This is a genomic window from Exiguobacterium sp. s7 (assembly GCF_018618195.1).
Taxonomy (GTDB): domain Bacteria; phylum Bacillota; class Bacilli; order Exiguobacteriales; family Exiguobacteriaceae; genus Exiguobacterium; species Exiguobacterium mexicanum_A.
In genome coordinates, this window is sequence record NZ_JACSLO010000002.1 from 258,734 (window position 1) to 283,199 (window position 24,466).

General features: G+C 51.3%; 21 protein-coding genes and 2 tRNA genes. 17 read left to right on the forward strand and 6 right to left on the reverse strand.

From position 1 onward, the window contains the following. Positions 1 to 30: 30 nt before the first annotated feature. The 3 genes from KNP79_RS03850 to KNP79_RS03860 all read left to right on the forward strand — a co-directional run bounded on the left by KNP79_RS03850 (position 31) and on the right by KNP79_RS03860 (position 2,932). Positions 31 to 1,383 (forward strand): DEAD/DEAH box helicase, encoded by a 1,353-nt coding sequence (locus KNP79_RS03850; protein ID WP_353047329.1) that lies wholly within the window; start codon positions 31 to 33, stop codon positions 1,381 to 1,383. An 81-nt stretch (positions 1,384 to 1,464) separates the two neighbouring features. Beyond that, complete coding sequence (locus tag KNP79_RS03855; RefSeq protein ID WP_034778080.1) at positions 1,465 to 2,367, forward strand: deoxyribonuclease IV; 903 nt, start codon at positions 1,465 to 1,467, stop codon at positions 2,365 to 2,367. Position 2,368: 1 nt separating this feature from the next. After that, entirely contained in the window at positions 2,369 to 2,932 is a 564-nt protein-coding gene (locus tag KNP79_RS03860) for a hypothetical protein (RefSeq protein WP_214797324.1), read from the forward strand. 33 nt (positions 2,933 to 2,965) lie between these two features. On the opposite strand, the gene KNP79_RS03865 is transcribed toward KNP79_RS03860, so the two are convergent. The 3 genes from KNP79_RS03865 to KNP79_RS03875 all read right to left on the reverse strand — a co-directional run bounded on the left by KNP79_RS03865 (position 2,966) and on the right by KNP79_RS03875 (position 6,923). Next, complete coding sequence (locus KNP79_RS03865; protein WP_021065708.1) at positions 2,966 to 3,136, reverse strand: DUF1427 family protein; 171 nt, start codon at positions 3,134 to 3,136, stop codon at positions 2,966 to 2,968. A gap of 92 nt (positions 3,137 to 3,228) precedes the next feature. Continuing rightward, complete coding sequence (locus KNP79_RS03870; protein ID WP_215191337.1) at positions 3,229 to 5,394, reverse strand: RNA degradosome polyphosphate kinase; 2,166 nt, start codon at positions 5,392 to 5,394, stop codon at positions 3,229 to 3,231. Beyond that, positions 5,391 to 6,923, reverse strand: coding sequence for a Ppx/GppA phosphatase family protein (locus KNP79_RS03875; RefSeq protein WP_215191339.1), 1,533 nt, complete (start codon positions 6,921 to 6,923; stop codon positions 5,391 to 5,393). Before KNP79_RS03875 ends, KNP79_RS03870 begins: the two co-directional genes overlap by 4 nt. A gap of 189 nt (positions 6,924 to 7,112) precedes the next feature. Here KNP79_RS03875 and KNP79_RS03880 point away from each other — a divergent pair, with 189 nt between their 5' ends. The 4 genes from KNP79_RS03880 to KNP79_RS03895 are packed head-to-tail and all read left to right on the forward strand — an operon-like array spanning position 7,113 to position 10,585. Next, a complete protein-coding gene (locus KNP79_RS03880; RefSeq protein ID WP_034778073.1) occupies positions 7,113 to 7,871 on the forward strand; it encodes a metal ABC transporter ATP-binding protein in 759 nt (252 codons plus the stop codon). After that, positions 7,868 to 8,731, forward strand: a complete 864-nt coding sequence (locus KNP79_RS03885; protein WP_034778071.1) for a metal ABC transporter permease — start codon at positions 7,868 to 7,870, stop codon at positions 8,729 to 8,731. The genes KNP79_RS03880 and KNP79_RS03885 overlap by 4 nt, the downstream gene beginning before the upstream one ends. Further along, a complete protein-coding gene (locus KNP79_RS03890) occupies positions 8,718 to 9,128 on the forward strand; it encodes a Fur family transcriptional regulator (protein WP_034778069.1) in 411 nt (136 codons plus the stop codon). The genes KNP79_RS03885 and KNP79_RS03890 overlap by 14 nt, the downstream gene beginning before the upstream one ends. Positions 9,129 to 9,187: 59 nt before the next feature. After that, a complete protein-coding gene (locus KNP79_RS03895; protein WP_215191341.1) occupies positions 9,188 to 10,585 on the forward strand; it encodes an NAD(P)H-hydrate dehydratase in 1,398 nt (465 codons plus the stop codon). 31 nt (positions 10,586 to 10,616) lie between these two features. Here KNP79_RS03895 and KNP79_RS03900 read toward each other — a convergent pair whose 3' ends face one another. After that, positions 10,617 to 11,198 carry a hypothetical protein gene (locus KNP79_RS03900; RefSeq protein ID WP_233004382.1) on the reverse strand — a complete coding sequence of 194 codons (582 nt, stop codon included), beginning with the start codon at positions 11,196 to 11,198 and terminating at the stop codon, positions 10,617 to 10,619. Positions 11,199 to 11,269: 71 nt separating this feature from the next. After that, complete coding sequence (gene ispG, locus KNP79_RS03905) at positions 11,270 to 12,391, reverse strand: flavodoxin-dependent (E)-4-hydroxy-3-methylbut-2-enyl-diphosphate synthase (protein WP_021065716.1); 1,122 nt, start codon at positions 12,389 to 12,391, stop codon at positions 11,270 to 11,272. A 271-nt stretch (positions 12,392 to 12,662) separates the two neighbouring features. Here ispG and KNP79_RS03910 point away from each other — a divergent pair, with 271 nt between their 5' ends. Further along, on the forward strand, positions 12,663 to 14,294 hold the full coding sequence (locus KNP79_RS03910) for a methyl-accepting chemotaxis protein (protein WP_251132862.1): 1,632 nt from the start codon (positions 12,663 to 12,665) through the stop codon (positions 14,292 to 14,294). 15 nt (positions 14,295 to 14,309) lie between these two features. Here the strand turns inward: KNP79_RS03910 and KNP79_RS03915 are convergent, their stop codons facing one another. After that, positions 14,310 to 14,786, reverse strand: a complete 477-nt coding sequence (locus tag KNP79_RS03915) for a hypothetical protein (protein ID WP_251132863.1) — start codon at positions 14,784 to 14,786, stop codon at positions 14,310 to 14,312. Between the two features lie 181 nt (positions 14,787 to 14,967). Here KNP79_RS03915 and KNP79_RS03920 point away from each other — a divergent pair, with 181 nt between their 5' ends. From KNP79_RS03920 to pstA, 9 genes are all read left to right on the forward strand, one after another. Beyond that, the gene (locus KNP79_RS03920) at positions 14,968 to 16,611 is read left to right on the forward strand and encodes a Na/Pi cotransporter family protein (RefSeq protein ID WP_215191345.1); all 1,644 of its coding nucleotides are present in this window, start codon (positions 14,968 to 14,970) and stop codon (positions 16,609 to 16,611) included. Between the two features lie 108 nt (positions 16,612 to 16,719). Beyond that, positions 16,720 to 16,796 (forward strand) — tRNA-Met (locus tag KNP79_RS03925). Positions 16,797 to 16,800: 4 nt separating this feature from the next. Continuing rightward, a tRNA-Ile gene (locus KNP79_RS03930) sits at positions 16,801 to 16,874 on the forward strand. A gap of 126 nt (positions 16,875 to 17,000) precedes the next feature. Next, complete coding sequence (locus tag KNP79_RS03935) at positions 17,001 to 18,470, forward strand: alpha-amylase (protein ID WP_215191347.1); 1,470 nt, start codon at positions 17,001 to 17,003, stop codon at positions 18,468 to 18,470. 84 nt (positions 18,471 to 18,554) lie between these two features. Then, positions 18,555 to 19,163, forward strand: a complete 609-nt coding sequence (locus KNP79_RS03940) for a superoxide dismutase (RefSeq protein WP_214711426.1) — start codon at positions 18,555 to 18,557, stop codon at positions 19,161 to 19,163. 222 nt (positions 19,164 to 19,385) lie between these two features. Beyond that, the gene (locus KNP79_RS03945; protein WP_251132864.1) at positions 19,386 to 21,386 is read left to right on the forward strand and encodes a peptidoglycan D,D-transpeptidase FtsI family protein; all 2,001 of its coding nucleotides are present in this window, start codon (positions 19,386 to 19,388) and stop codon (positions 21,384 to 21,386) included. Between the two features lie 152 nt (positions 21,387 to 21,538). Next, entirely contained in the window at positions 21,539 to 22,477 is a 939-nt protein-coding gene (locus KNP79_RS03950) for a PstS family phosphate ABC transporter substrate-binding protein (protein WP_034778056.1), read from the forward strand. A gap of 83 nt (positions 22,478 to 22,560) precedes the next feature. Continuing rightward, positions 22,561 to 23,505 (forward strand): phosphate ABC transporter permease subunit PstC, encoded by a 945-nt coding sequence (pstC, locus tag KNP79_RS03955; RefSeq protein WP_138859246.1) that lies wholly within the window; start codon positions 22,561 to 22,563, stop codon positions 23,503 to 23,505. Position 23,506: 1 nt separating this feature from the next. After that, positions 23,507 to 24,418: a phosphate ABC transporter permease PstA gene (gene pstA / locus KNP79_RS03960; RefSeq protein WP_034778052.1), complete on the forward strand. Its 912-nt coding sequence runs from the start codon at positions 23,507 to 23,509 to the stop codon at positions 24,416 to 24,418. Positions 24,419 to 24,466 lie beyond the last annotated feature (48 nt).

Here is a 24,466-nt window from a genome sequence, read left to right on the forward strand (position 1 = left end):
TATGCTAGGAAAAGTGGAAAGAAACAGGAGGTGTATCGATTGAACAGCTTCCAACAGTTCAAATTGTTACCGTTTATCGTCGATGCCTTGACAGAAAAGCGCATCACAGTACCGACGGACATTCAAGCCCGGATTATTCCGGCTGCGATGAATGGCCGCGATATCATTGGGAAATCACAAACCGGGACGGGGAAGACGCTTGCGTTCCTCTTACCTATTTTAGAAGCAATCGATCCGAAAGAAGAATCGGTCCAAGCCATCGTCGTCGCACCGACGCGCGAACTCGCATGGCAGATTCACGAAGAGTTGAAAACGCTCCTCGTCAAACAGCCGGACTACATTAAAACAAGTCTGATTGTCGGAGGAACTGACCGGGAACGACAAATCGACAAGATGAAAAACCCACCACAACTGATCATCGGGACACCAGGTCGTCTACTCGACTTGATGAAAGTCCAAGCGTTATTCCCGCACAAAGTCACGCATTTCGTCGTCGATGAAGCCGACCAAATGCTCGACATGGGCTTCTTGCCTGAAGTCGACCGCATCGCGCAGTCGTTGCCAGAGAAACTTCAAACGATGGTCTTCTCAGCGACGATTCCTGAGAAGCTACAACCGTTCTTGAAGAAATATTTGCATGACCCGCGTTACGCGGAAGCGAGTGAAGAGCACCGCGTCGTTCCGAAAATCAAGCATCACGTCATCCCGGTCCGTCACCGGGACCGCAAGGCATTGACGGTCGACATCGCAAAAGCAATCAACCCGTTCGTCTGTCTCGTGTTCACGAACACGAAACAAGATGCGGATGAGTTGGAGACGTCGTTCCGCGAGGCGGGACTCAACGTCGGCACGCTTCATGGGGACATGCAAGCCCGTCGCCGGAAGCAAGCGATCAAAGACATCAACGACGCGAAATATCAGTTCGTGATTGCTACCGACTTGGCGGCGCGCGGCATCGATATTAAAGGTGTGTCGCACATCATCAACTTCGGCATTCCGAAAGACCTCGACTTCTATACGCACCGTGTCGGCCGGACGGGCCGCGCTGGTGAGACTGGCGAAGCGTACACGCTGTATGAAGATCACGAGAACGGTCCAATCAATCGACTCGAAGAGCGTGGATTCACGTTCAAGCACGTCGATTTGAAGAACGGATCGCTTCAAGAGATCAAGACACGCAAACGCCGCACGACCGACCGGAAGATGAAAGTCTCGCAAACGGCGCACAGCCGGATGGCGGGCGAAATCAAGAAGGCGAAGAAAAAGGTCAAACCTGGTTACAAGAAGAAGTTCAAGTATAAATTGAAAGAGACGGCCTCACGTGAGCATATGCAGAGCCAACGTAAGGAACGTCGCGAAGTTCGTAAAAAGAACCGACGCTAAGCAAAAGAAGAATCGACTTCGTGGAGTCGATTCTTCTTTTTGTGTACACTAAGGACAGATGAGAATGAAGGAGAAATGACTATGTTAAAAATTGGTTCCCACGTTTCTGTATCCGGTAAGAAAATGTTGCTCGCTGGCAGTGAAGAAGCCGTCTCATACGGCGCTAACACGATGATGGTATATACGGGTGCGCCCCAAAACACACGGCGCAAGCCAATCGAGGATTTGAATATCGAGGCGGCGCTCGCCCATATGGCGGCGCACGACATCGATGAGATCGTCGTCCATGCCCCTTATATCATCAACTTGGGCAACACGACGAAACCGGAGACGTTCGAACTCGCCGTCTCGTTTTTGGCCGCCGAAATCAAACGGGCCGAAGCGCTCCAAGTCGCACGTCACGTCGTCCTTCACCCGGGCGCGCATGTCGGTGCAGGGGAAGACGTCGGCTTGGCCCGCATCATCGAAGGCTTGAACGAGGTGCTCACCGGTGACGAGACCGTGAAAATCGCACTTGAGACGATGGCTGGAAAAGGCAGCGAACTCGGCAAGACGTTCGAAGAACTGGCAACGATCATCGACGGGGTGACACACAACGACCGGCTCTCGGTCTGTTTCGACACATGTCACGTTCATGACGCGGGTTATGACCTCGTCGGCGATTTGGACGGTGTCATTGAACAGTTCGACCAAATCGTCGGACTGGACCGTCTCGGCGTCATCCACGTCAACGATTCGAAGAACGTGCGCGGCGCGAAAAAAGATCGTCACGAGAATATCGGCTATGGCGAAATCGGCTTCGACACGTTGAACCGGATCATCCACCACGAGGCGTTCACCCACTTGCCAAAAATTTTGGAGACGCCGTATATCCCGATCAGTGAGAAGACGAAAGTGGCACCATACAAACAAGAGATCGAGATGTTCCGGGCGAACCGATTCGATGCCGAATGGCGCGAACAGTTCACGCTCGCGCACCAGTAAGATGAACATCATCCGAATCGATCCGAACGAGTATGATGTCTGGTCCGCGCTCCCGATCTACTTTCAGGAAGCGAGCCCGTTCTATGTGGAAGGCCGGCTCGAAGAGGGGACAGCTTGGATTGAGATTCTCGGATACGGTATCGTGGCTGAAGTCGAAGTCATGCTCGTCGAGATGACCAAGCGCCCGGCCGACCGCTATTGGCGGACGGAGGCGGTACCAGAGGCGAAGGCGTATAGCCTCGTCGACGTGGTCGGTCTTGATTTCCATCATCCGTTGCTTCAATCAGGTATGTACGAGGAAGACACGGACGCCGTCATCCGTACCAAATGGGAGCAAGGGTACCGCGTCCCGTCTGCCAAGTGGACCCGGGAGACGTTCACTGCCCACTTGACCGAAGAGCAGGCAGTGTCACAGCTCGCCCCGATGGCCATCTGTGAAGCGTGCGGGGATGACATGAACCGTTTCGGGCCGATCGGCATTCGTTTGATGGAGTATCATCTCGAAGCAGGGAGCGGCACGTGGCTCTGCCCGACGTGTCACAAAGCGAGACATTATAATCTATAAAAAAAACGAAGCCCGCGGGCTTCGTTTTTTGAATTAAAAGGGCCAGTTCGCGAGTGCGAATTGATATACTTTCATCCCAAGAAACACACCGAAGATGCCGATGACGCCCGGTAAGACCGGCGGGGCAGGGAGCGGCAACTTCAAGGCCGTGAAAATCATGCCACAAATGAGACCAGCGAGCAATGACAATAGGATTTCTTGCATGAATGATTCCTCCATAATCGAAATGAAAACGCTTAACTAACAGGTAACCGAGTTCATTATACAATGTTCATTCTCGTTTGAGAAGTCTAACATCAGTCATCTGTCATTTTCTCGTTTTCGGCTCGCAAGCGGAGGACTTCCCGTTCGGCCCAGTTCGACGGTTCGCGCTCAAACACGCTCGGGATGTTGTTCCAACGTCCGCCCGTGTATTGATGGATGATGATTTGTGATTGGATGCGCTCTTGTCCGGCCTCTTGTTTCAAATAGACGTAACTGCCGTCAGCACGCTGGATTCTCGCTTTCACGTTATCGACGAGTTGCAGCGCGAGCATATCTTTGATGTATGACTTGTGTCTCGCGTCAAGAATCGGGAAGAGGATCTCGATCCGTTTGCGCATGTTGCGCGTCATCCAGTCGGCCGATGAGCAATACAAGTCTTCTTTCCCATTTTGATAGAAGTAGAAGATGCGCGAGTGCTCCAAATACCGGTCGATGATGGACACGACGCGGATATTATCCGAGATGCCTTTGATTCCGGGACGTAAACAACAGATGCCACGGATGATCAAATCGATTTTGACCCCGGCCTGTGAGGCATCATACAGTTTTGTGATGATTGGTTTGTCGGTGATCGAGTTCATCTTGGCGACGATGCGACCGTTCCCGTATTTCTCATGCAGTTTAATCTCTTCGTCAATCTTTTGAAGGAAGAAGTCGTGCATGTCGTCCGGTGACGTCTCGAACTTGTGCCATGACGGGCGTTCGCCGTAACCGGAGAGCCAGTTGAAGAAGTTGGTCGCATCTTCAGCGAGTTCTTCATTTGTCGTCAACAAACCGATGTCTGTGTACAGTTTGGCGGTCGAGTCGTTATAGTTGCCGGTACCGAGATGAACGAACCGCTGCAGCACCCCGCCTTCTAAGATGCGGACGACGAGCGTGATCTTCGAGTGGGTCTTCAACTCCTTATAGCCATAAATGACGTGGGCGCCGGCCTTCTCGAGCTGTTTCGCCCATTGGATGTTCTTCTCCTCGTCGAACCGTGCCTTCAATTCGACGAGAACGGTCACTTGTTTCCCGCTCTCGGCGGCGTCGGTCAACGCCTTGATAATCGGTGAGTCGCCGGAGACACGATAGAGCGTCTGCTTGATGGCGAGCACGTTCGGGTCTTTGGCGGCTTGGGCGATGAAGCGGACGATCGGGTCGAACGAATGGTACGGGTGGTGGAGCAAATAGTCGCGTTTGAGTAACGCTTGGAACAAGTCTTTCCCCGGCTCGAGTCCTTCTGGGACGAACGGGATGAGCGTCTCATTGATCATGTCATCGTATTCGATACCAATCTTGTTATACACCCCAAACAGGAACGTCAAATCGATCGGGCCGTCGACGAGGAAGATGTCGCGGTCATGCAAGTCGAGCACGTCTTGAAGCATGAACAATAGCTCTTTACTGAGCGACCGTTGCTGAACCTCAAGGCGTATCGCGACACCATAACGCCGTTTCTTCAACTCTTTTTCAATCTGTTTAAGGACGTCGCGGCTTCCTTCCTCATGGAACGGCATATCCGCGTTCCGTGTGATCCGGAACGGCATCGTCGACTCGACTTCAAAACCTTTGAACAGCGAGTCGATGAACTGGATGATGACGTCCTCGAGCAACATCAAATCGGTATGGTCCTCGTCCTCTGTCGGCAATTCGAGATAACGCGGCAACACGGCAGGGACTTGGACGAGGGCGAGCCGTTTTTTGCCTTCATCGGTCGAGGCGATCTCGACGGCGATATTGAGTGATTTGGACAACAGCATCGGGAACGGTCGATAAGCGTCGACGGCAATCGGCGTCAACACCGGGAAGACGTGGGTCCGGAAGTATAACTTGACGAAGTCGAGCTGTTCTTTGTTCAAATGTTTCGGACGTAGGAAGCGGACGTTCTCCGAGGCGAGCTGTTTGACGATTTTCTTATATGTCGCGTACTGGACCTCCACGAGTTCCTGAGCTTTGATAGAGATGGCTTTGATTTGCTGTTTCGGTGTCAATCCGGCCTTGTCTTCCGGACGGTTGAAGCCGGCGAGCACTTCATCTTTCAATCCGCCGAAACGGACCATGTAAAACTCGTCGAGGTTCGAACTGAAGATGCCGAGAAACTTCAACCGTTCCATGAGCGGGTTGCGTTCGTCCATCGCTTCTTGGAGGACGCGTTCGTTGAAGCTCAGCCAACTGAGCTCGCGGTTATTGAAATGTTCGGGTAAGTAGATGGTCATGAATCTCTCTCCTCTACACGTAACTCGATCGTTTGGTCGATGGCACGTTCCAAATGTTTTTTATGACGGATGCCGCGCTGGACTTCAAAACGCGGCGAGCTGTGCGTATGAAGCGTGAAGACGAGTCCCTCGTCCGTCGAAGAGACGTCGATGTCCTCGACGACTTGACGTTCGGTCAAATCGAGCGCATCGACGAGTTTGACGATTGAGCCGAGCAGCTCTAAGCTCTTCAACATCTTCGAGTCGAACCATTCCGGGAAGCCCTCGATGTGTTGTTCGAGCAGGCGGCGCGATTTATATGACGTCACCAAGGCGAGTGCGAGCCGGTCCTCATTGTTCATCCCTTTAAAGTCGTTCGTCGTGATCAAGTGGAACGTGTGGTCACTTTTATTGTTATGGTCGATATATTCCCCGACGTAGGCGAGGCGACAGGCCCCTTCTAACAGGCCGGGTTCGAACGGTTTCGGTTTAATCGTCTTCGTCTCGATCAGGCCGGTATAAATTTGACGGGCCAAGTGAATCAAATGTTTGTGCCGGATTGGGTCGACGTCATACTGCTTCTCAAAGTGACGGAAACTTTCCTCTTTGACGTCGCCGAAGCGGACACGGTTGTTTTCTTTTAAGTAATATTCGTAAAATAAGCCCTCGCGCAGCCCGTTGTTGCTCATCATGAACTCGGGCACTTTCAAATATTTCGCTAGTTCATCGATGGCGGTCACAGCTGGGGCGATGATATCGATTCGGTCTTTCGACAACCCGTCAAGTCGGCCCAGTTGTTTACTCGACATATCGATGAGCTCATCGACGACATCGTGCAAGCGGTCGGCCCCGATCGTGTATTGATGGATGCCTTCGAGCGGGAACAATGACAGCGACTGTTCGACCCGGACGAGGTTTCGAGCGGTCCCTCCGACTCCGACGAGCGGAATGCCATGCGGCACGAGCCAGTCGATGTCTTTGAACGACTTCTTCAAAAACGACGTCAGTTGCTTGCGCTCGTCTTTTGAGAGCGTGTCACCTTTCATGAAGTCTTCAGTCAACGTGACGGCGCCGAATGGAAAACTGTGATAGAAGACGAGTTCACGGTCTTTGAAGTACGTCACTTCCATCGAACCGCCGCCGATGTCGACCGAATAGCCATCCTCGATATACGTCGAATTGACGATGGCTGAATAGCCGTAAAAGGCTTCTTCATAATCGCTCAACAGTCGAATCTCCATCCCTGTCGCCTGTCGCACTTCCTCTAAGATGGCTTCAGAATTGCTGGCGTTACGGATGGCGGCTGTCGCGACCGGCAGTACTTCTTTCACTCCATGATGATCGTTCAACCAGCGGAAATGGTTGAGCGTCTCGATGAGCGCCTCGATGCCGGAATCGGACAGTTCATTGTCGTCGGTAATATGACTCGATAACCGGGCCACTTCTTTTACGTTCAGCCGTTCGAAATATTGGCCGTGCCCGTTCACTTCAAAGATGACGTTTCGAATCGAGTTCGATCCGATATCGATGACTGCTAGCTTTTTCTCCACGGAAAAACCCCCTCTGCGTTATCTCTAGTGTACAACGAAGATCCTGAAAAGACATATGCATTTCATACGGACGGACCGACCATCCTCTCTCATCGCCTCATACTTGAAGCCTCGCCTGATATTCTGTATAATACAGACGCCAAGCAAGTAGAAATGATTACGATTTATAACACGAGAGAAGGGTAGCTTATGACGACATCCGTCGTAAAATTAAATCATGTTTCCTATCACTACGATGGGACCGCCGCGCTACAGGACGTGTCCATCGATATCAAACAAGGCGACTTCGTTGCTGTCGTCGGGGAGAACGGATCCGGGAAATCGACATTGATTCGAACGATTCTCGGACTGTTATCCCCACAAACCGGGACAGTGGAACTGTTTGGACGCCCTCAAGGCCAGTTCAAAGACAAGTCCCGTATCAGTTACGTTTCCCAAAAAGCGGCATCGTTTAACTCGGGTTTTCCGGTGACGGTCGAGGAAGTCGTTGCCATGGGCCGCTATGGACGGCTCGGTTTGTTCAAGCGTTTGAACATCGAGGATAAGGCGGCCATTCAAAACGCCCTTGAGACAGTCAACATGTGGCAGTTCCGGCATCGGAAGATCGGTAGCTTGTCTGGTGGGCAACAACAGCGCGTCTTTATCGCCCGGGCCATCGTCAATCAGCCGGACCTGCTGATCTTGGATGAGCCGACGGTCGGCGTCGACCAGAAGCATTTGCGCGACTTCTACGAAGTGCTTCATCTGTTGCGTGAACATACGACATGTACGTTCATTCTGGTCACCCATGACTTGAACGTCGTCACCGACCTCGTCACGAAAGTCGTCCATCTCGACCACGGACGGATGGCGTGCAACTGTGGATTGAAAGAATATAGTGAACTCGGCGAATTGACCGCGATCAAGCCATATCCGGTCAAAGTGCTCGTCCATGAAGGTACGTCATGATTGCGGATCTGTTTACGTACAGCTTTTTACGTTATGCGTTCATCGCAGCCGTCGTCATCGGGTTCACCGCACCGCTCATCGGCTCATTTGTCGTCGTCAGACGGATGAGCCTGATTGCCGACGCGCTATCCCACATGACGCTTGCCGGAATATCGTTCAGTCTATTTCTCGGACAGTACGTTTTACTGTTCAACGAGTTGAACCCGCTTTACCTCGGGACGCTCGTATCCGTCCTCGCAGCACTCGGGCTGAACTGGCTTCGCGGGAAATATGTGCACTTCCAAGAGTTGTCGATTCCCATCATGATGTCGGCAGGGATGGGGCTTAGTGCCATCTTCATCTCGCTATCGCGTGGATTTTCAATTGATTTATCGACGCTGTTGTTCGGATCGATTTCGGCGGTCAGTCTGTCGGATATTTGGTTGATTTTGGCGGTGGCCGGTATCACCTTGCTCGTCATCGTCATGTTTTATAAACAGCTGTTGTTCTTGTCGTTCGATGAGGAACAAGCCAAAGTGTCCGGCTTGCCGAGCACGATGTTGCATGTGTTGTTCATGTTCGTCGTCGCACTCGTCATCGCCGTCAGCATGCGCATCGTCGGTACGCTTCTCGTATCGAGTCTCATTACGTTACCGGTCGCGGCTGCACTCCGGTTCACAAACAGCTTTAAACAGACGATTCTTTGGTCGATCGTCTTCGGTGAGGTCGCGACAATCGGTGGGCTCGTGCTCGCCTATGAACTTGATGTCGCCCCAGGCGGTGTCATCGTTTTGCTCGCCGTCTTGATTTTGGCCGTCGTCATGTTGGCCGAGCGATTCGGGATCGCCCGGAAAAAGGAGGTTCGCTATGAAGGAAACTGAACAGTTGGCCCGCTTGCAGTCCTCGTCGCTCAAAGTGACGCCGAAACGGATCGAGATGTTTGCCTTTCTCGCAGCGGAAGAACGCTATGTCAGTGCGAAAGACGTCCTCGATTATATGCGCTCAAAGCATCCGACGATGAGTTTTGACACGGTGTACCGCAACTTGAAATCGTTCGCCGAAGAAGGTCTGCTCGAGGCGACCGAGTTGAACGGGGAAAAAGCGTTCCGTGTCACCTGCGGATCGAATCATCACCATCACCATCTCATTTGTCGAGGTTGTGGTAAGACGAAGTTGCTCGAACTCTGTCCGATGCGCTACGTCGAGACGCTCGACCCTGATTTTGAAGTCGTCGATCATAAATTTGAGATTTATGGGTATTGTAAACAATGTAAGTGACCAAAAAGGGATTGTTCATGCAATCCCTTTTTTGTCGAATCACGAAAGGGGGAGTCGGAATGATTTACACGGCAGCTGAAATCAAGCAGGCCGATGAGACAGCGCTCCGACATGGCATGCCGGCTGACGTCTTGATGGAGCGGGCGGCCTCGGCCTTGGCGGCACGTCTTACCTTCAAGTTGAGAACGTCCGTCCTCATCGTCTGTGGAGCGGGCAACAATGGGGGAGACGGTTGGGTCGTGGCGCGCGAATTGGCGCAACGAGGTCATGCCGTCACTGTCTATGCCCCGTTCGGTGAACCGAAATCGACAGAAGGCAGCAGGCATGCACAGTACGCGCGACAGTTTGTCACGGTCAGCGATGAGCCGCAAGACGCCGATCACGTCATCGATGCATTGTTCGGAGTCGGTTTCCATGGTCCGGTCACGGGTAAGGCTCGTGACGTGATCACATGGATACGCGAGCAACAAGCACCCGTTGTGGCAATCGATGTCCCGTCCGGTGTCCCGAGTGACGACGCAATCAACTTTGACGGGCACGCGGTCGAGGCAGAAGTCACTTTCTCGCTCCACGGCTATAAGCGAAGCGCGTTTTTAAAACGGACTGCGCCGTATTACGGCAAGGTCGAGGTCGTTGAGATCGGACTGCCGCATACGTCAAGATGGCGCGTGCTGACGGAATCAGACTTTGACCGTAACCTACTCGAACGGGATTCCTATAGTCATAAAAATACGTATGGACACGGTCGCTTGATTGGCGGAAGTCGTCATTTGATCGGCGCCCCGTTCTTGGCGGCGCGGTCGGCGCTCCGGACGGGAGTCGGTCTGCTCGATCTGGCCATCCCGCATGAGGCGCTCGCGCTCGCCTCGAGTTTGCCGGAGGCAATGTATTACGACATCGACGAGTTACCGGACAAGGACTACGCTGCCACGGCGATCGGTCCTGGCCTCATCGATGACGAGCGTCTCAAGCGAGTGTGGGCACTCATCAGCAACGTGAGCGCGCCGCTCATCGTCGATGCCGGAGCGCTGACGAAAGAGCGCCTCGAGGCATCTGGCCCGCTCACGCTGACACCGCATCCGGGTGAACTGGCGCGCTTGATCGATAAATCAGTCGACGAGATCGAAGCGAATCGATTTCAGGTTGCCTCAGAATTTGCGAGGACGCACGAGGTACATCTCATCTTGAAAGGGACGTTTACCCTCATCGTCAATCCGGATGGTACCGGGGCGGTCAATACGGTCGAGGCTTCAGCGCTCGCGAAAGGTGGTAGTGGGGACGTGTTGACGGGGATGTTGCTCGCGTTATGGGCGAGAACGGACCGAATCCATGCCGACAAGTCCCCGAATGAGCAAGCGGTTCTCTGGCATGCGCTCGCGGCGAGAAAGGCGAGCGAACAGGTTCATCCGGCGAGCGTGCTCGCGACCGATGTCATCGAAGCGATCGGACGCATCTAAAAAAGAGGAATCCCGAGTGGATTCCTCTTTTTTAGATGGTGATTGAATTCGTCGTCTCGATGTGACGCACGATGTGCTGGGCCTCGCTCCACGTGGAGATGCGTTTCACGCCGGTCGGCAACGGCTTACGATTATACGGGGCGTCGAACAACAGCACCGGAATCGACGTCTGTTCATGGATGGAGATCGCGTTCTCATAGCGGTCTTCCATAAACAAGTCGAGGTCGAGCTGTTTGACGACACCGACCTTGTCATGACTCCCCGTCATGATGAGGGAGTCGAGTGGGAGTTCATGCTGTCGAATCCACTCCTCGGTGACGGCGCGCACGGCCTCGCTCCGGGCCGTGACGTAATGGAGGCGGTGCGACTTGCGCATATTCCATAAGACGGCGTTCACTTCGGAATGCGGAAGTGAGCGACGATAAATCGCTTCCTCATGACCTTGTTCAATCATGAAGCGCCAAAACGCCTCTTGTGTCATATCTGTATAAGTGTGCAGCTCGTATTCGGTCGCCTGATGATAATCGATGGCGTATCCGAGCGCATCGTTCATATAATGAAAACAACTTTGCGGATCCGTGACGGTTCCGTCGAGGTCAATTCCAATGTGCATATTCGTCCCTCCTTGCTCATAACCCTTATTGTACCAAAAGCCCGCTCGGTTGCAACCGAGCGGGCAAAGGATTAGTTAGATTGGTTGGCGAGCTCTTGCTCTTCGAGTTCACGTGCGGCCAATTTTTCGGCGACGATGGCGTCGATTTCTTTTTTCAATTCTTCGACCATCGTGGCTTCCGGTACTTTCCGGATGATTTTCCCGTGACGGAAGAGAAGGCCTTCGTTGCGGGCGCCGGCGATCCCGATATCGGCTTCACGGGCTTCCCCTGGTCCGTTTACTGCACAGCCGAGAACGGCAACTTTAATGTTGACGTTGATGTTTTGGATATACTCCTCGACTTCTTTGGCGATCGAAATCAAGTCAATTTCAATGCGACCACATGTTGGGCATGAGATGAGTGTCGCTGCGTTAGCCGCGAGACCAAACGATTTGAGCACTTCTTTGGCAACTTTGATTTCTTCGACCGGATCGTCCGATAGTGAGACGCGGACCGTCGAACCGATACCGAGCGAGAGAATCGCACCGAGGCCAGCTGCTGACTTGAGTGAGCCTGAGAAGAGAGGACCCGACTCGGTGATCCCGACGTGGAGCGGGTAGTCAAACGTCTTGGCCGCGAGCGTGTATGCTTCGAGGGCGAGGTTTACGTCAGACGCCTTGAGCGAGATGATCGTGTTATAGAAGCCGAGATCTTCCAAAATCTTGACGTGGTGCATGGCACTCTCGACCATCCCTTGGGCCGTCGGGTAACCATATTTCTCGAGAAACTGCTTTTCGAGCGAGCCGGCGTTGACACCGATTCGAATCGGGATACCTTTTGCTTTAGCAGCGTTGACGACCGCTTCAACTTTCTCGCGGCGACCGATGTTACCCGGGTTGATGCGGATCTTATCGACACCGCTCTCGATGGCTTTGAGCGCCAGTTTATAGTCAAAGTGAATATCGACGACGAGCGGGATATTGATGCGGCTCTTGATTTCAGCGAGGGCGTCAGCCGCACGCTCGTCAGGACAAGCGACGCGGACGACTTGGCAGCCCGCTTCTTCGAGACGTAAAATCTCAGCGACGGTTGCTTCGACGTCATGAGTTTTTGTTGTCGTCATCGACTGGATGACGACTTCATTGGATCCACCGATGATGAGGTTACCGACACGGATCGGACGGGTTAATGAACGATGCAAAATTTCTGACATATACGTAATCTCCTTCTTTTGGAAAGGTTCCAATCGATTTCAGATGAGTGGTTTCCTTATTATCATAACGAAATGTTTGTGAAAAAGCACCCGGCAAGCGCTTGATCGGTGTGCTCTTACGAAACGCTAACGTTATCTTAACAGATGCTTCATAATTTTCCACCGTCTCAGGACCGATATATTCAAAGAAATGACGTCTGAAAAGGTGGAATGTATGATGTTGGAACGATTGAAACGAATATGGAGTAGGAATCATCAGGCGGAGAGAAAAATGAGTCAACGTTTGCTATGGACGTTGATGCCGGTCATGCTCGTCCTGTTTTTAACCGTGTTCGGCTGGTTCGCTTTGAAAGCGGAGCAGTTGTTGACGAACGAGGTTGAGAAACGGCTACATCGTGAAGCGACCGTCGTCCGCGAAACGGTCAAGACGACGTATGGGGCGTACGTCGCAAATGAAAAAGTGTTGAACCGGGCGTTGAAGTCGATGTATATGCAACAGGCTTCCATTCTATCGGCGGATGGTCTAGTAGCGAGTCAATATTTATTGCGCGACACAGAAGTCGAGCAATTGAGCGGTCGACAAGTGGAGGATCGGTTCATGAATCGTATGGCCGACATCATATCGAACGATGTGAGTGTCAGCGAACAAAAAGACGTGTTTATCGTTACGGCACCGATTCCCGAGTTGAAAGCCCATTATGCGATTGTCGTCATGAAACAGTCGGTGCTCGGCACGATGTGGAATTTAAGAGAACTTGTTTTCGTCGCAATCACGATCATGCTCGTTATGATGATTGGCTTATTCTCGTTCATGATTCGGCGTGAAATCAAGCCGTTGACGGCATTTGCGGTCCGGCTTCGCGAATCAGTCGCCACGCGTTCGTTCTCAGAGGTTGAACTTCACGCAAAATCGTTTGAAATGCGAAGTTTGGAACGAGAGTACAACACGTTTATCGGGCTATGGAAACGTTCGTTGTTGACGATGCTCGAGACATCGACCGCTTTCGAATCGAGTCTACCGGTCTTTATGCAACAACTTGAAGCGAATCAAGAGCAAGTGACAGGGTTCAAACAAGTTGCCGCGACCGTCGCGTCGACGAGTCAGTCTTATCAGTCGATCACGAACGAATCGACGCACCGCTTTTCAGATTTGGCGGGACACGTCCGTTCGCTCGAACAAGAGATCGGTTCGGTTGATCAGCGGGCTGAGGCGTTGAAACAGACGATTAAGACAGAGATTGAATCATTCTCGACTGTCAAAGGAGCCAGCGAGCGATTCGCAAGAAAAGCGAGTGCGGTTCAGAACCGGTTGCTAGAAAGTGAAGCGACGTCTGAACAGGCGGATGACGCACTTCAGAAGATTTTGTCTGTCGCGGCTGCGACGAAGATGTTGGCACTCAATGCCTCGATTGAAGCGGCACGGGCTGGAGAACACGGCAAAGGATTTTCCGTCGTCGCCCATGAGGTCGGCCAGTTGGCGAAAGTAACGAACGAATCGACACTGTCGGCCGTGGCTGCCATCGAAGCCATTCGATTGGAGCGGGACGAGATTTTCAATGAGATGAAACGCTTCGAAGAAGATATCTTTTATTTAGGCGAGACGTTGCGCCGGGTTGAAGGCGGGATTGAAACCATTGACCAGGAAATGAGAAGACAAATGACGCAGTTCCAATCCATCACCGAGCAAACGACGGCCACCGGACATCAATTACTACATATGGCGGAAGCAAATGAGCAATTAAAAGAAGTCGGCGTGGCACTCGAACGCAAATTAGACGAATTATATGAAGGCGTCGAGGGTTGGTCGGACGTGCAACAGACGTTACAAGGCGCTGGGGTCGACTTAGGCAAGCAAAGTCAACGGCTTCAAACCGTATTATCTGATTTGGCACCGACGTTATAACGATAGAAAGCCGGTTCAACGCAAACGTGCGTTGTCCGGCTTGTTTGATGACTTCGATTTGACGGGGATATGACGCAACGGAACAATCAAATAGACGAGGGATAAGAGAACTCCGACCCAAGTCAACGAAGGAGCGATGTGGTACAAGACAATCAGGGAAAGGACTGGAACAAGTGTCATCGCGACGGCGTACGGCCAAGCCTGGCGATACGGCCACGTTTTCTTAGTGCGCCATTTCGTGGCGAGTTGGACGTAAAGGGCACTGAGCGCGACGAACCCCATATAGAAGAAGAAGATGGCGAAGCCATGTAAAAAGATCCACATCGGCCAAAAGAAATCGGGCTGTAATACGATGTAATCGAGCAACGTGACCACAACCGTCAAGACGAGACTCGCCAACATATAGGCGTGGAGTGGGGCGAGGCGCAACCGTAACGCCTGCTTGGACGGGAAGAGGCTGTGGCGGAGAAACTGTGACGTCGTTTTGAGCATAAAATCTAACTCCAATCTGTTATAGTACAAATCTAGTAAAACACACGTAAATCATACAGTGTTTTAATAAAACCTTAACATTAAACCTGTTTACATCGAATGGGTGATGCGGGCATAATGAGTAGGGCAATAAAAACCAAGCAAACACAACTAATTCACAATCAAAAGGAGTACAAAAATCGTGGAATACAATTTGCAAGAAATGTTATTCATGTTTTTTGGAGGATTAGGAATCTTCCTCTTCGGTATCAAATCGATGGGAGACGGCCTCCAAAAGTCAGCAGGTAACCGCCTGCGCGACATCCTTGATAAGTATACATCGAATCCGTTCCTCGGAGTACTAGCCGGGATCATTGTAACGGTCTTAATTCAATCATCGTCAGGTACGACGGTCATCACGGTCGGTCTCGTCAGTGCCGGCTTCATGACACTCCGTCAAGCAATCGGAGTCATCATGGGGGCGAATATCGGTACGACGGTGACGGCGTTCATCATCGGTTTCGACGTCGGCGCCTATGCATTGCCGATTATCGCTATCGGCGCGATTCTCCTGTTCTTCTTTAAAAAAGAGAAGTTACAACACTTAGGTCAAATCTTCTTCGGGTTCGGGATGCTATTCTACGGTCTTGAACTCATGGGCAGCGGGATGAAGCCGCTCCGTTCGAGCGAATACTTCATCGACTTGACGCAATCGATGAGTGACAACCCGTTCCTCGGTGTCGTCGTCGGTACGGTCTTCACGGTCATCGTCCAATCATCGTCAGCGACGATCGGAATCTTGCAAGAATTGTACTCTGGTGGATCGATTCAACTCGACGCGGCACTCCCGGTCTTGTTCGGAGATAACATCGGTACGACGATCACGGCGATTCTTGCTTCGATTGGTGCTTCGGTCGCGGCCCGTCGTGCAGCAGCAGCCCACGTTATCTTTAACTTGATTGGAACAACAATCTTCATGATCTTGTTGATTCCGTTCACGCAATATATCTACTGGATCACAGATCTCTTAGCAATCGAAGACAAGATGCAAATCGCTTTCGCTCACGGGACGTTCAACGTCGTCAACACGTTCATCCAGTTCTGGTTCATCGGAACGATCGCATGGATCGTGACGAAATTCGTACCAGGGGAAGATTCAATCGTCGATACGAAAGCACAGCACTTGGATCCAATCTTCATCCAACAGTCGCCATCAATTGCTGTCGAGCAAGCTAAATATGAAGTCATCCGCATGGGCGATTTCGCAAAACTTGGTCTCGATGAAGCACGCAAATATATGGCAACTGGTGATAAGAAACATGCTGAGAAGTCGGCGCACATCGAAGACGCGCTCAACTCACTCAACTCAAAAATCACGGATTACCTCGTGAAGCTTGCCGCTGTCGATTTGACAGAACAAGAATCACAAGAACACAAGACACTCATGCATGCGATCAATGATATTGAACGCATCGGTGATCACGTCGAGAACATCATCGAGTTGATCGACTATAAGACGGCAACGCGCGTCAATCTCTCGGCCGACGCTCAAAAAGAGTTGACGGAGATGTACGATTTGACTCGTTCCACGCTTGAGAAGTCGCTTCAAACGCTTGCGAGCGGCGACATGGTCGAAGCTCGTCAAGTCATCGAGATGGAAGCGAAACTCGACATGCTTGAACGTCAATTCCGTAAAAATCACGTCGTCCGCTTGAACACAGGCGAGTGTAACGGTCAAGCCGGGATGTTCTTCGTCGATATGCTCTCGAACTTGGAGCGCATCGGTGACCACGCGATGAACATCACAGAAATCACGCTTGAAGATGCAAACGAAGGAATCGTTTAATCAAACGGTCCCTCTGGCTCGGTTGAGCCAGAGGGACTTTTTGTATAGATGTGACTTTTGATTGACAGTCACGCCTGCATTCAGTATATTATTACTGTATAACAACGTGGCGGTGTAGCTCAGCTGGCTAGAGCGTACGGTTCATACCCGTGAGGTCGTGGGTTCGACTCCCTCCGCCGCTACCAATTAGGACCCTTAGCTCAGCTGGTTAGAGCAGACGGCTCATAACCGTCCGGTCGTAGGTTCAAGTCCTACAGGGTCCATTTGTGAACAGCTTTCAGATGAAAGCTGTTTTTTTTGTTTTCATTTTTAGTTTTCAAATCCGAAGTCCTGGGTAAATATCCGTTAGCATTTTGTTTTTTGAAAAATATGAAATGAGGCGAAGCGAGATGGAACGAAATCATACGATGATGCAATTTTTTGAATGGCACGTCCCGGCTGACCAGAAGCATTGGAAGCGATTGAAAGAACGGGCTTCCGAGTTGAATGAAGCTGGAATCACCGCATTATGGTTGCCGCCGGTCACGAAAGGCCAGAGCGACGAAGATACGGGATATGGCGTGTACGATTTGTATGATTTAGGAGAGTTTGACCAAAAAGGAACCGTCGCGACTAAATACGGGACGAAACAAGAACTGCTCGAGGCGACAAAACACGCGCAAGAGCTCGGTATGCAGATTTATATGGATGTCGTCTTGAACCATAAAGCCGGTGCCGATGCGACCGAGAAGTTCGATGTGCTCGAGGTCGACCCGGAGGACCGTACGAACGTACTTTCAGAAGAGCCGTTCGAGATCGAAGGATGGACGAAATTCGATTTTGAAGGCCGCAAAGATAAATACTCTTCATTTAAATGGAACTTCCATCATTTCAACGGGACGGATTATGACGCTGCGAACGACAAGAGCGGCATCTTCTTCATCATGGGTGAGAATAAGAAGTGGAACGATAACGTCGACGACGAGTTCGGCGTCTATGACTATTTGATGTTCGCCAATATTGACTATCATCACCCAGAAGTGAAGGAAGAGGTACTCAGCTGGGGAAAATGGTTTATCGAAGAGACGAAGTGTGACGGGTTCAGACTCGACGCGATTAAACACATCAACTATGATTTCGTCAAAGAGTTCAGTCAGACGATGAAAGCTGAAAAAGGTGAGAACTTCTATTTGGTCGGTGAGTTTTGGAAGTCAGAGCTCGAGGCATGCCGTGAGTTCCTCGACAACATTGACTATCATGTCGACTTGTTCGACGTGCCGCTCCATTACAACTTGCAACGCGCCTCGACCGAAGGAGAATCGTTCGATATGCGGACCATCTTTGACGACACGCTCGTCCAGTCCCACCCGCTCCATTCGGTGACGTTCGTCGACAACCACGATTCACAGCCAGAAGAGGCGCTCGAGTCATGGGTCGAAGATTGGTTCAAACAGATTGCTTACGGGTTGATCTTGCTTCGCCAAGACGGTTATCCGTGTGTGTTCTACGGTGACTATTACGGGATCAACGGTCCGCATCCGGCCGAAGGGAAAAAACCGGCGATCGATCCGCTTCTTTATGCCCGTCGTGAAAAGGCATACGGCCAGCAAGATGACTACTTCGATGACGAGCACGTCATCGGCTGGGTCCGTCACGGCAGTGAAGATATCGAGCGCTCAGGATGTGCTGTTGTGATTTCAAACAGCGAAGCGGCTGAGAAGCAGATGTTCGTCGGGAAACAACGAGCCGGTGAGAAATGGGTCGATTTGACGCAGACCGTCGATGAGGTCATCGAGATTGACGAAGACGGAAAAGGGGTATTTAAAGTGGCGGCAGGGTCGATTTCCGTATGGGCGTTGCCGGAACAAGACGTCGAGTGAGGCATTACAATTGAGTCAGCCGTCACAAATCTGTTACATTTAAAACGAACGTTGTTCAAAACAATTTTAAGGGGGATTTTAGTTATGGCTAAATTTGAATTACCACAACTTGATTACGCATACGATGCACTTGAACCACACATTGACGCACGCACGATGGAAATCCACCACACGAAACACCACAACACTTACGTCACGAACGTGAACAATGCACTCGAAGGAAAAGATGTGGAATACTCTTCGCTCGAAGACTTGCTCCAAAAAATCGATTCGCTTCCTGCTGACATTCAAACAGCAGTCCGCAACAACGGTGGCGGTCACTGGAACCACTCATTCTTCTGGAAATTGTTGAAGAAAAACGAGAACGGCGCACCGACAGGCGAACTCGCTTCTGCCATCGATGAGGCGTTCGGTAGCTTTGATGCCTTCAAAGAGGAGTTCACGAAAGCAGCAACAACTCGCTTCGGCTCTGGTTGGGCTTGGCTCGTCGTGAAAAATGGTAAGCTCGAAGTCACATCGACACCAAACCAAGATTCACCGATCATGGAAGGCGTTCAGCCAATCCTCGGTCTTGACGTTTGGGAGCATGCGTACTACTTGAACTACCAAAACCGTCGTCCGGATTACATCCAAGCGTTCTTCCATGTCATCGACTGGGATTACGTCGCGAAGCTCTACGCAGACGCAAAATAATGCCACTGTCCCGGGATTCTATTGAATCTCGGGATTTTTTCTACATTTCATTATTTTGTAAACAAATTATGATATAGTGAAAATCGAGTCTAAAAATAGAAATATCATCGACATATATGTCACCTATACTTATAGAAAGAACGAGTCAGGAAGGAGACAACTGAATTGGCCAGACACCGTGTGAAAGTGCCGAAGAAACGGCGCAACCACCTGCCCTTGCGATTGAACTTATTGTTTTTCATCGTGTTCATCTTGTTCGCGACGCTCATTTTTCGTTTAGGCGTCGTTCAAATCGTCAACGGCGAGTTGATCGCCCGTGAAGTGCAAAAGACGGAATCGAGTAAAATCAAATACGAGGTGCCGCGTGGCAAGATTTACGACCGGAACGGGCAAGTGCTCGCCGATACTATCTCAAACTATTCGGTCATGTACCGTCGTTCGCAAGTGACAAAGACGGAAGAACGGCTCGATGTCGCCATCAAGCTCGCTGAGATCGTCGACGTCCCAGAGAAAGACCGCAAAGTGACGGAGCGGGACCGCAAGGATTATTGGATCGCCATCGATCCTGAGCGCTCGCAAGAACGCGTCCAAAAGCTATTGGCCGATCTCCCGGAAGAAGAGCGGGCCGCCTTGTCGAACCAAGACGTCGACCAACTGCTGCTCGATTCGATCACAGAAGCGGAAATCACGTTCGATGATGCGACCGAGGAAATCATCGCCATCAAACATAACATGGAGTCAGGTTACGCCCTCGACCCGCAAGTCATCAAAATCGGGGCATCTCCGAAAGAGATGGCACTGATTGAAGAAAACTTAGAACTGCTCCCTGGCGTCAGCGTCGAACCGTATTATCAGCGGGATTATCCGTTCGGTGAGACGTTCCAAAGTTTCCTCGGAAGTTATCGTCAAATCCCGGCCGAGCAACGCGCCTCATATCAAGCGAAAGGCTATGGCTTGAACGACCGCGTCGGCACATCTTATCTCGAACAACAGTATGAGGACGTGCTACGCGGAACCCCGGCCTATGACGTCTTTACAACGTATAAAGGGGAACCGGTCGGAGAACCAACTCGTGTCAGCGGGAACCCAGGGAAAGATATCATCTTGTCGACCGACATCGAGTTCCAAAAAGAAATCGATGAGATTTTGAAGAAAGCGATTCGAGCCGGCCGTTCGGGAAGCCCACACTTTGACCGTGCTTTCGTCGTCGTCATGAACCCGCGGACGGGTGAACTGCTCGCCCTATCGGGACAAGAGCTCGACTATGAAACGAACGAATTCAAAGATGTCTCGACCGGGACGGTCCTGCGAGCGAGTCAAATCGGCTCGACGATCAAGGGAGCGACGGTCGCGTTCGGCCTTGAAGAAGAAGTCATCCAACCAGGTGAATACATTTATGACACGCCGATTCGCATCGGCTCGTCACTCAAGTCGTCGTATCGAAACATGGGGAACATCAACGACCTTGATGCCCTCGCTTTGTCATCGAACATTTATATGTTCCAAATTGCCCTGCGGCTCGCCGATTATTACTCGACCGGCCAAATCGTCGGCGACAACGTGACCGAGGCGTTCAATACGATGGAACATTACTACAAACAGTTTGGGCTCGGAATCGAGACAGGGATCGACCTCCCGTACGAATCAATCGGATTCCGTAGTGTACCGGACCGTGTCACACTCCTCATGGACATGTCGATCGGTCAGTTCATCTCGTACACGCCGATTCAATTGGCGCAGTATACGTCGACGCTCGCGAACGGCGGCTACCGGATTCAACCGCACCTATTGAAAGAAATCATCGAACCGGGTTCGCTCGACGAGTCGAACAAGCAAGTCGTCAGCACGTTCCAACCGAATGCGCTCAATAAAGTCGACATCCGTGATGAATTCATTCAACGGGCGCGCCAAGGCTTCCGACAAGGGGTCGAGAGCGGAACGTCTCGTATCCTGCAACAGACAGGAATCACGGCGGCCGGTAAGACCGGTACCGCTCAAGCGATCGCAGAAGGGCCGGATGGTCAAGCGAAGCGCAACGCGAACGGGGAACCGATCAAGACGCTCAACTCGAACCACGTCGGCTGGGCGCCGTATGATGACCCGGAAATCGCCTGGGCCATCATCATGCCAGGGCTCGAGGCAGAAGGGATCAACACCCGTGTCGCGCACGACATCATGAAGGCGTACTTTGATTTAGAAGACGTCCAAGCACAGCTCCAGTAAAGAAGTCACTTCGGTGGCTTCTTTTTTTGTCTTTACAATTCTTTTACGTTCCGTTTATTTCTCGTTAATAGTAGTTTATTAGGATGTTAATTGTAGGACAGAGCAAGGAAGCTACAACACAAATCAAAGCAAACTCAAGGAGGACGTCAGAAATGTCTTGGATGAAAAAATCAGCTTTAGTCGCTTCAATCACTTCGGTGGCCATTATCGGTGCCGCGTGTGGAAACAATGAAGAAGGAAACGGCGCAGCCGAAGGTGAAGGACTTTCAGGTAAAGTCGTCATGGATGGTTCGTCTACCGTATTCCCAATCATGGAAGCTGTAGCGGAAGAATACTCAGCTGAACAGCCAGACGTTGAAGTGACGGTCGGGGTTTCAGGTACAGGTGGCGGATTCAAACGTTTCGTCACTGGTGAGACAGACTTCTCGAACGCATCACGTGAAATCAAAGAAGAAGAAGCGGCTGAAGCCGAGAAGAATGGCGTTGAGTACACACAACTCGCTGTAGCGCTTGACGGTCTCTCGCTCGTCGTCAACCCAGAGAATGATTGGGCCCAAGATATCACGATTGATGAATTGAACAAAATGTGGACTGATCCGAACGTGAAGACATGGAAGGACGTCCGTTCAGACTGGCCGGATGAAGAAATCTCATTCTTCTCACCTGGTAAAGATTCAGGAACGTATGACTTCTTCAACGAAGCAGTCCTTGAAGATACAGACATCCGCGAAGACGCACAATTGTCAGAAGACGATAACGTTCTCGTAACAGGTGTTGCCGGTACGAAAGGTGCGATCGGATTCTTCGGATATGCGTACTACATTGAAAACAAAGATACGCTTCGCGCATTGAACGTCGAAGGTATTGAACCGACGACTGACACGATCAATGATCTTTCATACCCGCTCTCACGTGAAATCTACACATACGTGAACAACGCGTCGTTGAAAGATAAGCCGCAAGTCGCTGACTACACGCGCTTCTTGAATGAAAATGCAGCAGCCCTTTCAGAAGAAGTCGGATATGTCGGAATGGAACAAGCACGATACGATGAGAACGCTGAAGTGATCGACGAGATCGCTGGCGAGTAATAGCGCAGAAGGCAGAAGGTGAGAGTCGCTCTCGCCTTCTCGCCGTGCTTTCTAGTATGAAGAGGTAGGGAGCGATACACGAGATGAATCAACCAAACAAAGGGCTGTCAATTCGAGAGATGATTGAAGCCAATAAGAAAAAGAAATATAGTACGACGAACGTGTTTGATAAAGTCATGCCGTTCTTATTATTCTTGAGCGCATTCGTTTCGGTCGTCACGACGGTCGGCATCGCGTTCACACTCGGTTTTGAACTGTTCAAGTTTTTCGAGCGCGTACCGGTCGCCGAGTTTTTAGGCTCGACCGAATGGTATCCGCTTAGTGCCGATCAACGGTTCGGCGTCTGGGCCCTCGTCATGGGAACACTCCAGATCACCGTCATTGCCATGATTGTCGCTGTCCCGCTCGGTTTGGCATCGGCGATTTATTTGAGCGAGTACGCATCTGAGCGTGCCCGCACCATTTTGAAGCCGATTCTTGAAGTGCTCGCTGGCGTTCCAACGATTGTCTTCGGATTCTTCGCTTTGTCGTTCGTTACACCGATTTTGCAAGCGTTGATTCCGGGGCTTCAAATCTATAACGCACTCAGCCCGGGGATCGTTGTCGGAATCATGATTATTCCGATGATCGCTTCTATTTCGGAAGACTCGATGAGCGCCGTACCGAAAAAGATTCGGGATGGAGCCCTCGGTCTTGGCGCGACACGTCTTGAAGTCGCCATCAAAGTCGTCATGCCAGCCGCGCTCTCAGGGATTATCGCCTCGATCGTCCTCGGGATGAGCCGTGCCATCGGTGAGACGATGATCGTAACGATCGCTGGTGGGTCGCAGCCGAACTTCGAGTTCAACCCGCTCAACGCGATTCAAACGATGACGGCGTATATTGTCCAAATCGCCAAAGGTGATGCAGGATACGGGACAATCGAATACTACAGTATCTATGCGGTTGGTGCGCTATTGTTCGTCTTCACCCTTGTGATGAACCTATTCGCGAACTGGGTGACGCGCCGCTTCAGAGAGGAGTACTAATATGGCATTGCCGAACAGTGAGTTCAAGAATACGAAGAACTTGATGGATCGTGATTCGGTTTCACAACGAATCAAACGCCGTCTTCAATTGAATGAGATTTTTAAATATATCTTCTTAGCGGGGCTCGTTTTCGCCCTGCTCGTCTTGTCGACGTTGATTTATGACGTCGTTTCTAAAGGTGGCGGCTGGGTGAATTTGGATTTTCTCCGCAACTTCCCATCCCGTCGTCCTGAACAGGCCGGACTGTATCCTGCCTTGATTGGGACGTTTTGGTTGATGCTTCTCATCGTCCCGATGGTGTTTGTCATCGGTGTCGGTGCCGCGATTTATCTTGAAGAGTACGCACCGAAGAACCGCATCACGTCGTTTATCGAAGTGAACATTTCGAACTTGGCCGGCGTGCCGTCAATCGTATTCGGTTTGCTCGGATTGACCATTTTTGTACGTGTCATGGAACTCGGGAATTCGATTATGGCCGGAGCCTTGACGCTCGGACTGATGAGTCTACCGATTGTCATCGTCGCGTCGCAAGAAGCGCTCCGCTCGGTCAAAATGGAGTTGCGTCACGCATCGCTCGCGCTCGGAGCCTCGAAATGGCAGACGACGTTCAACGTCGTCTTGCCGTCGGCGATTCCAGGGATTATCACAGGGATCATCTTGGCCGTATCACGTGCGATTGGCGAGACGGCTCCATTGATCATGGTCGGAGCGGCGACGTTTATTTCGACGACGCCGAGCAGCGTGTTCTCGGACTTCACAGCGCTCCCGATTCAAATCTATAACTGGACGAGCCGTCCGCAAGCGGAATTCCAAAACTTGGCCGCTGCCGGTATCATCGTTTTGATGACGATGTTGATCATCATGAACTCGGCCGCCATCTATATCCGTAACAAATATACGAACCGACATTAAGTCGTAGCAGTAAACGAGGAGGACTCTCGAGATGATGAAACAAAAAGA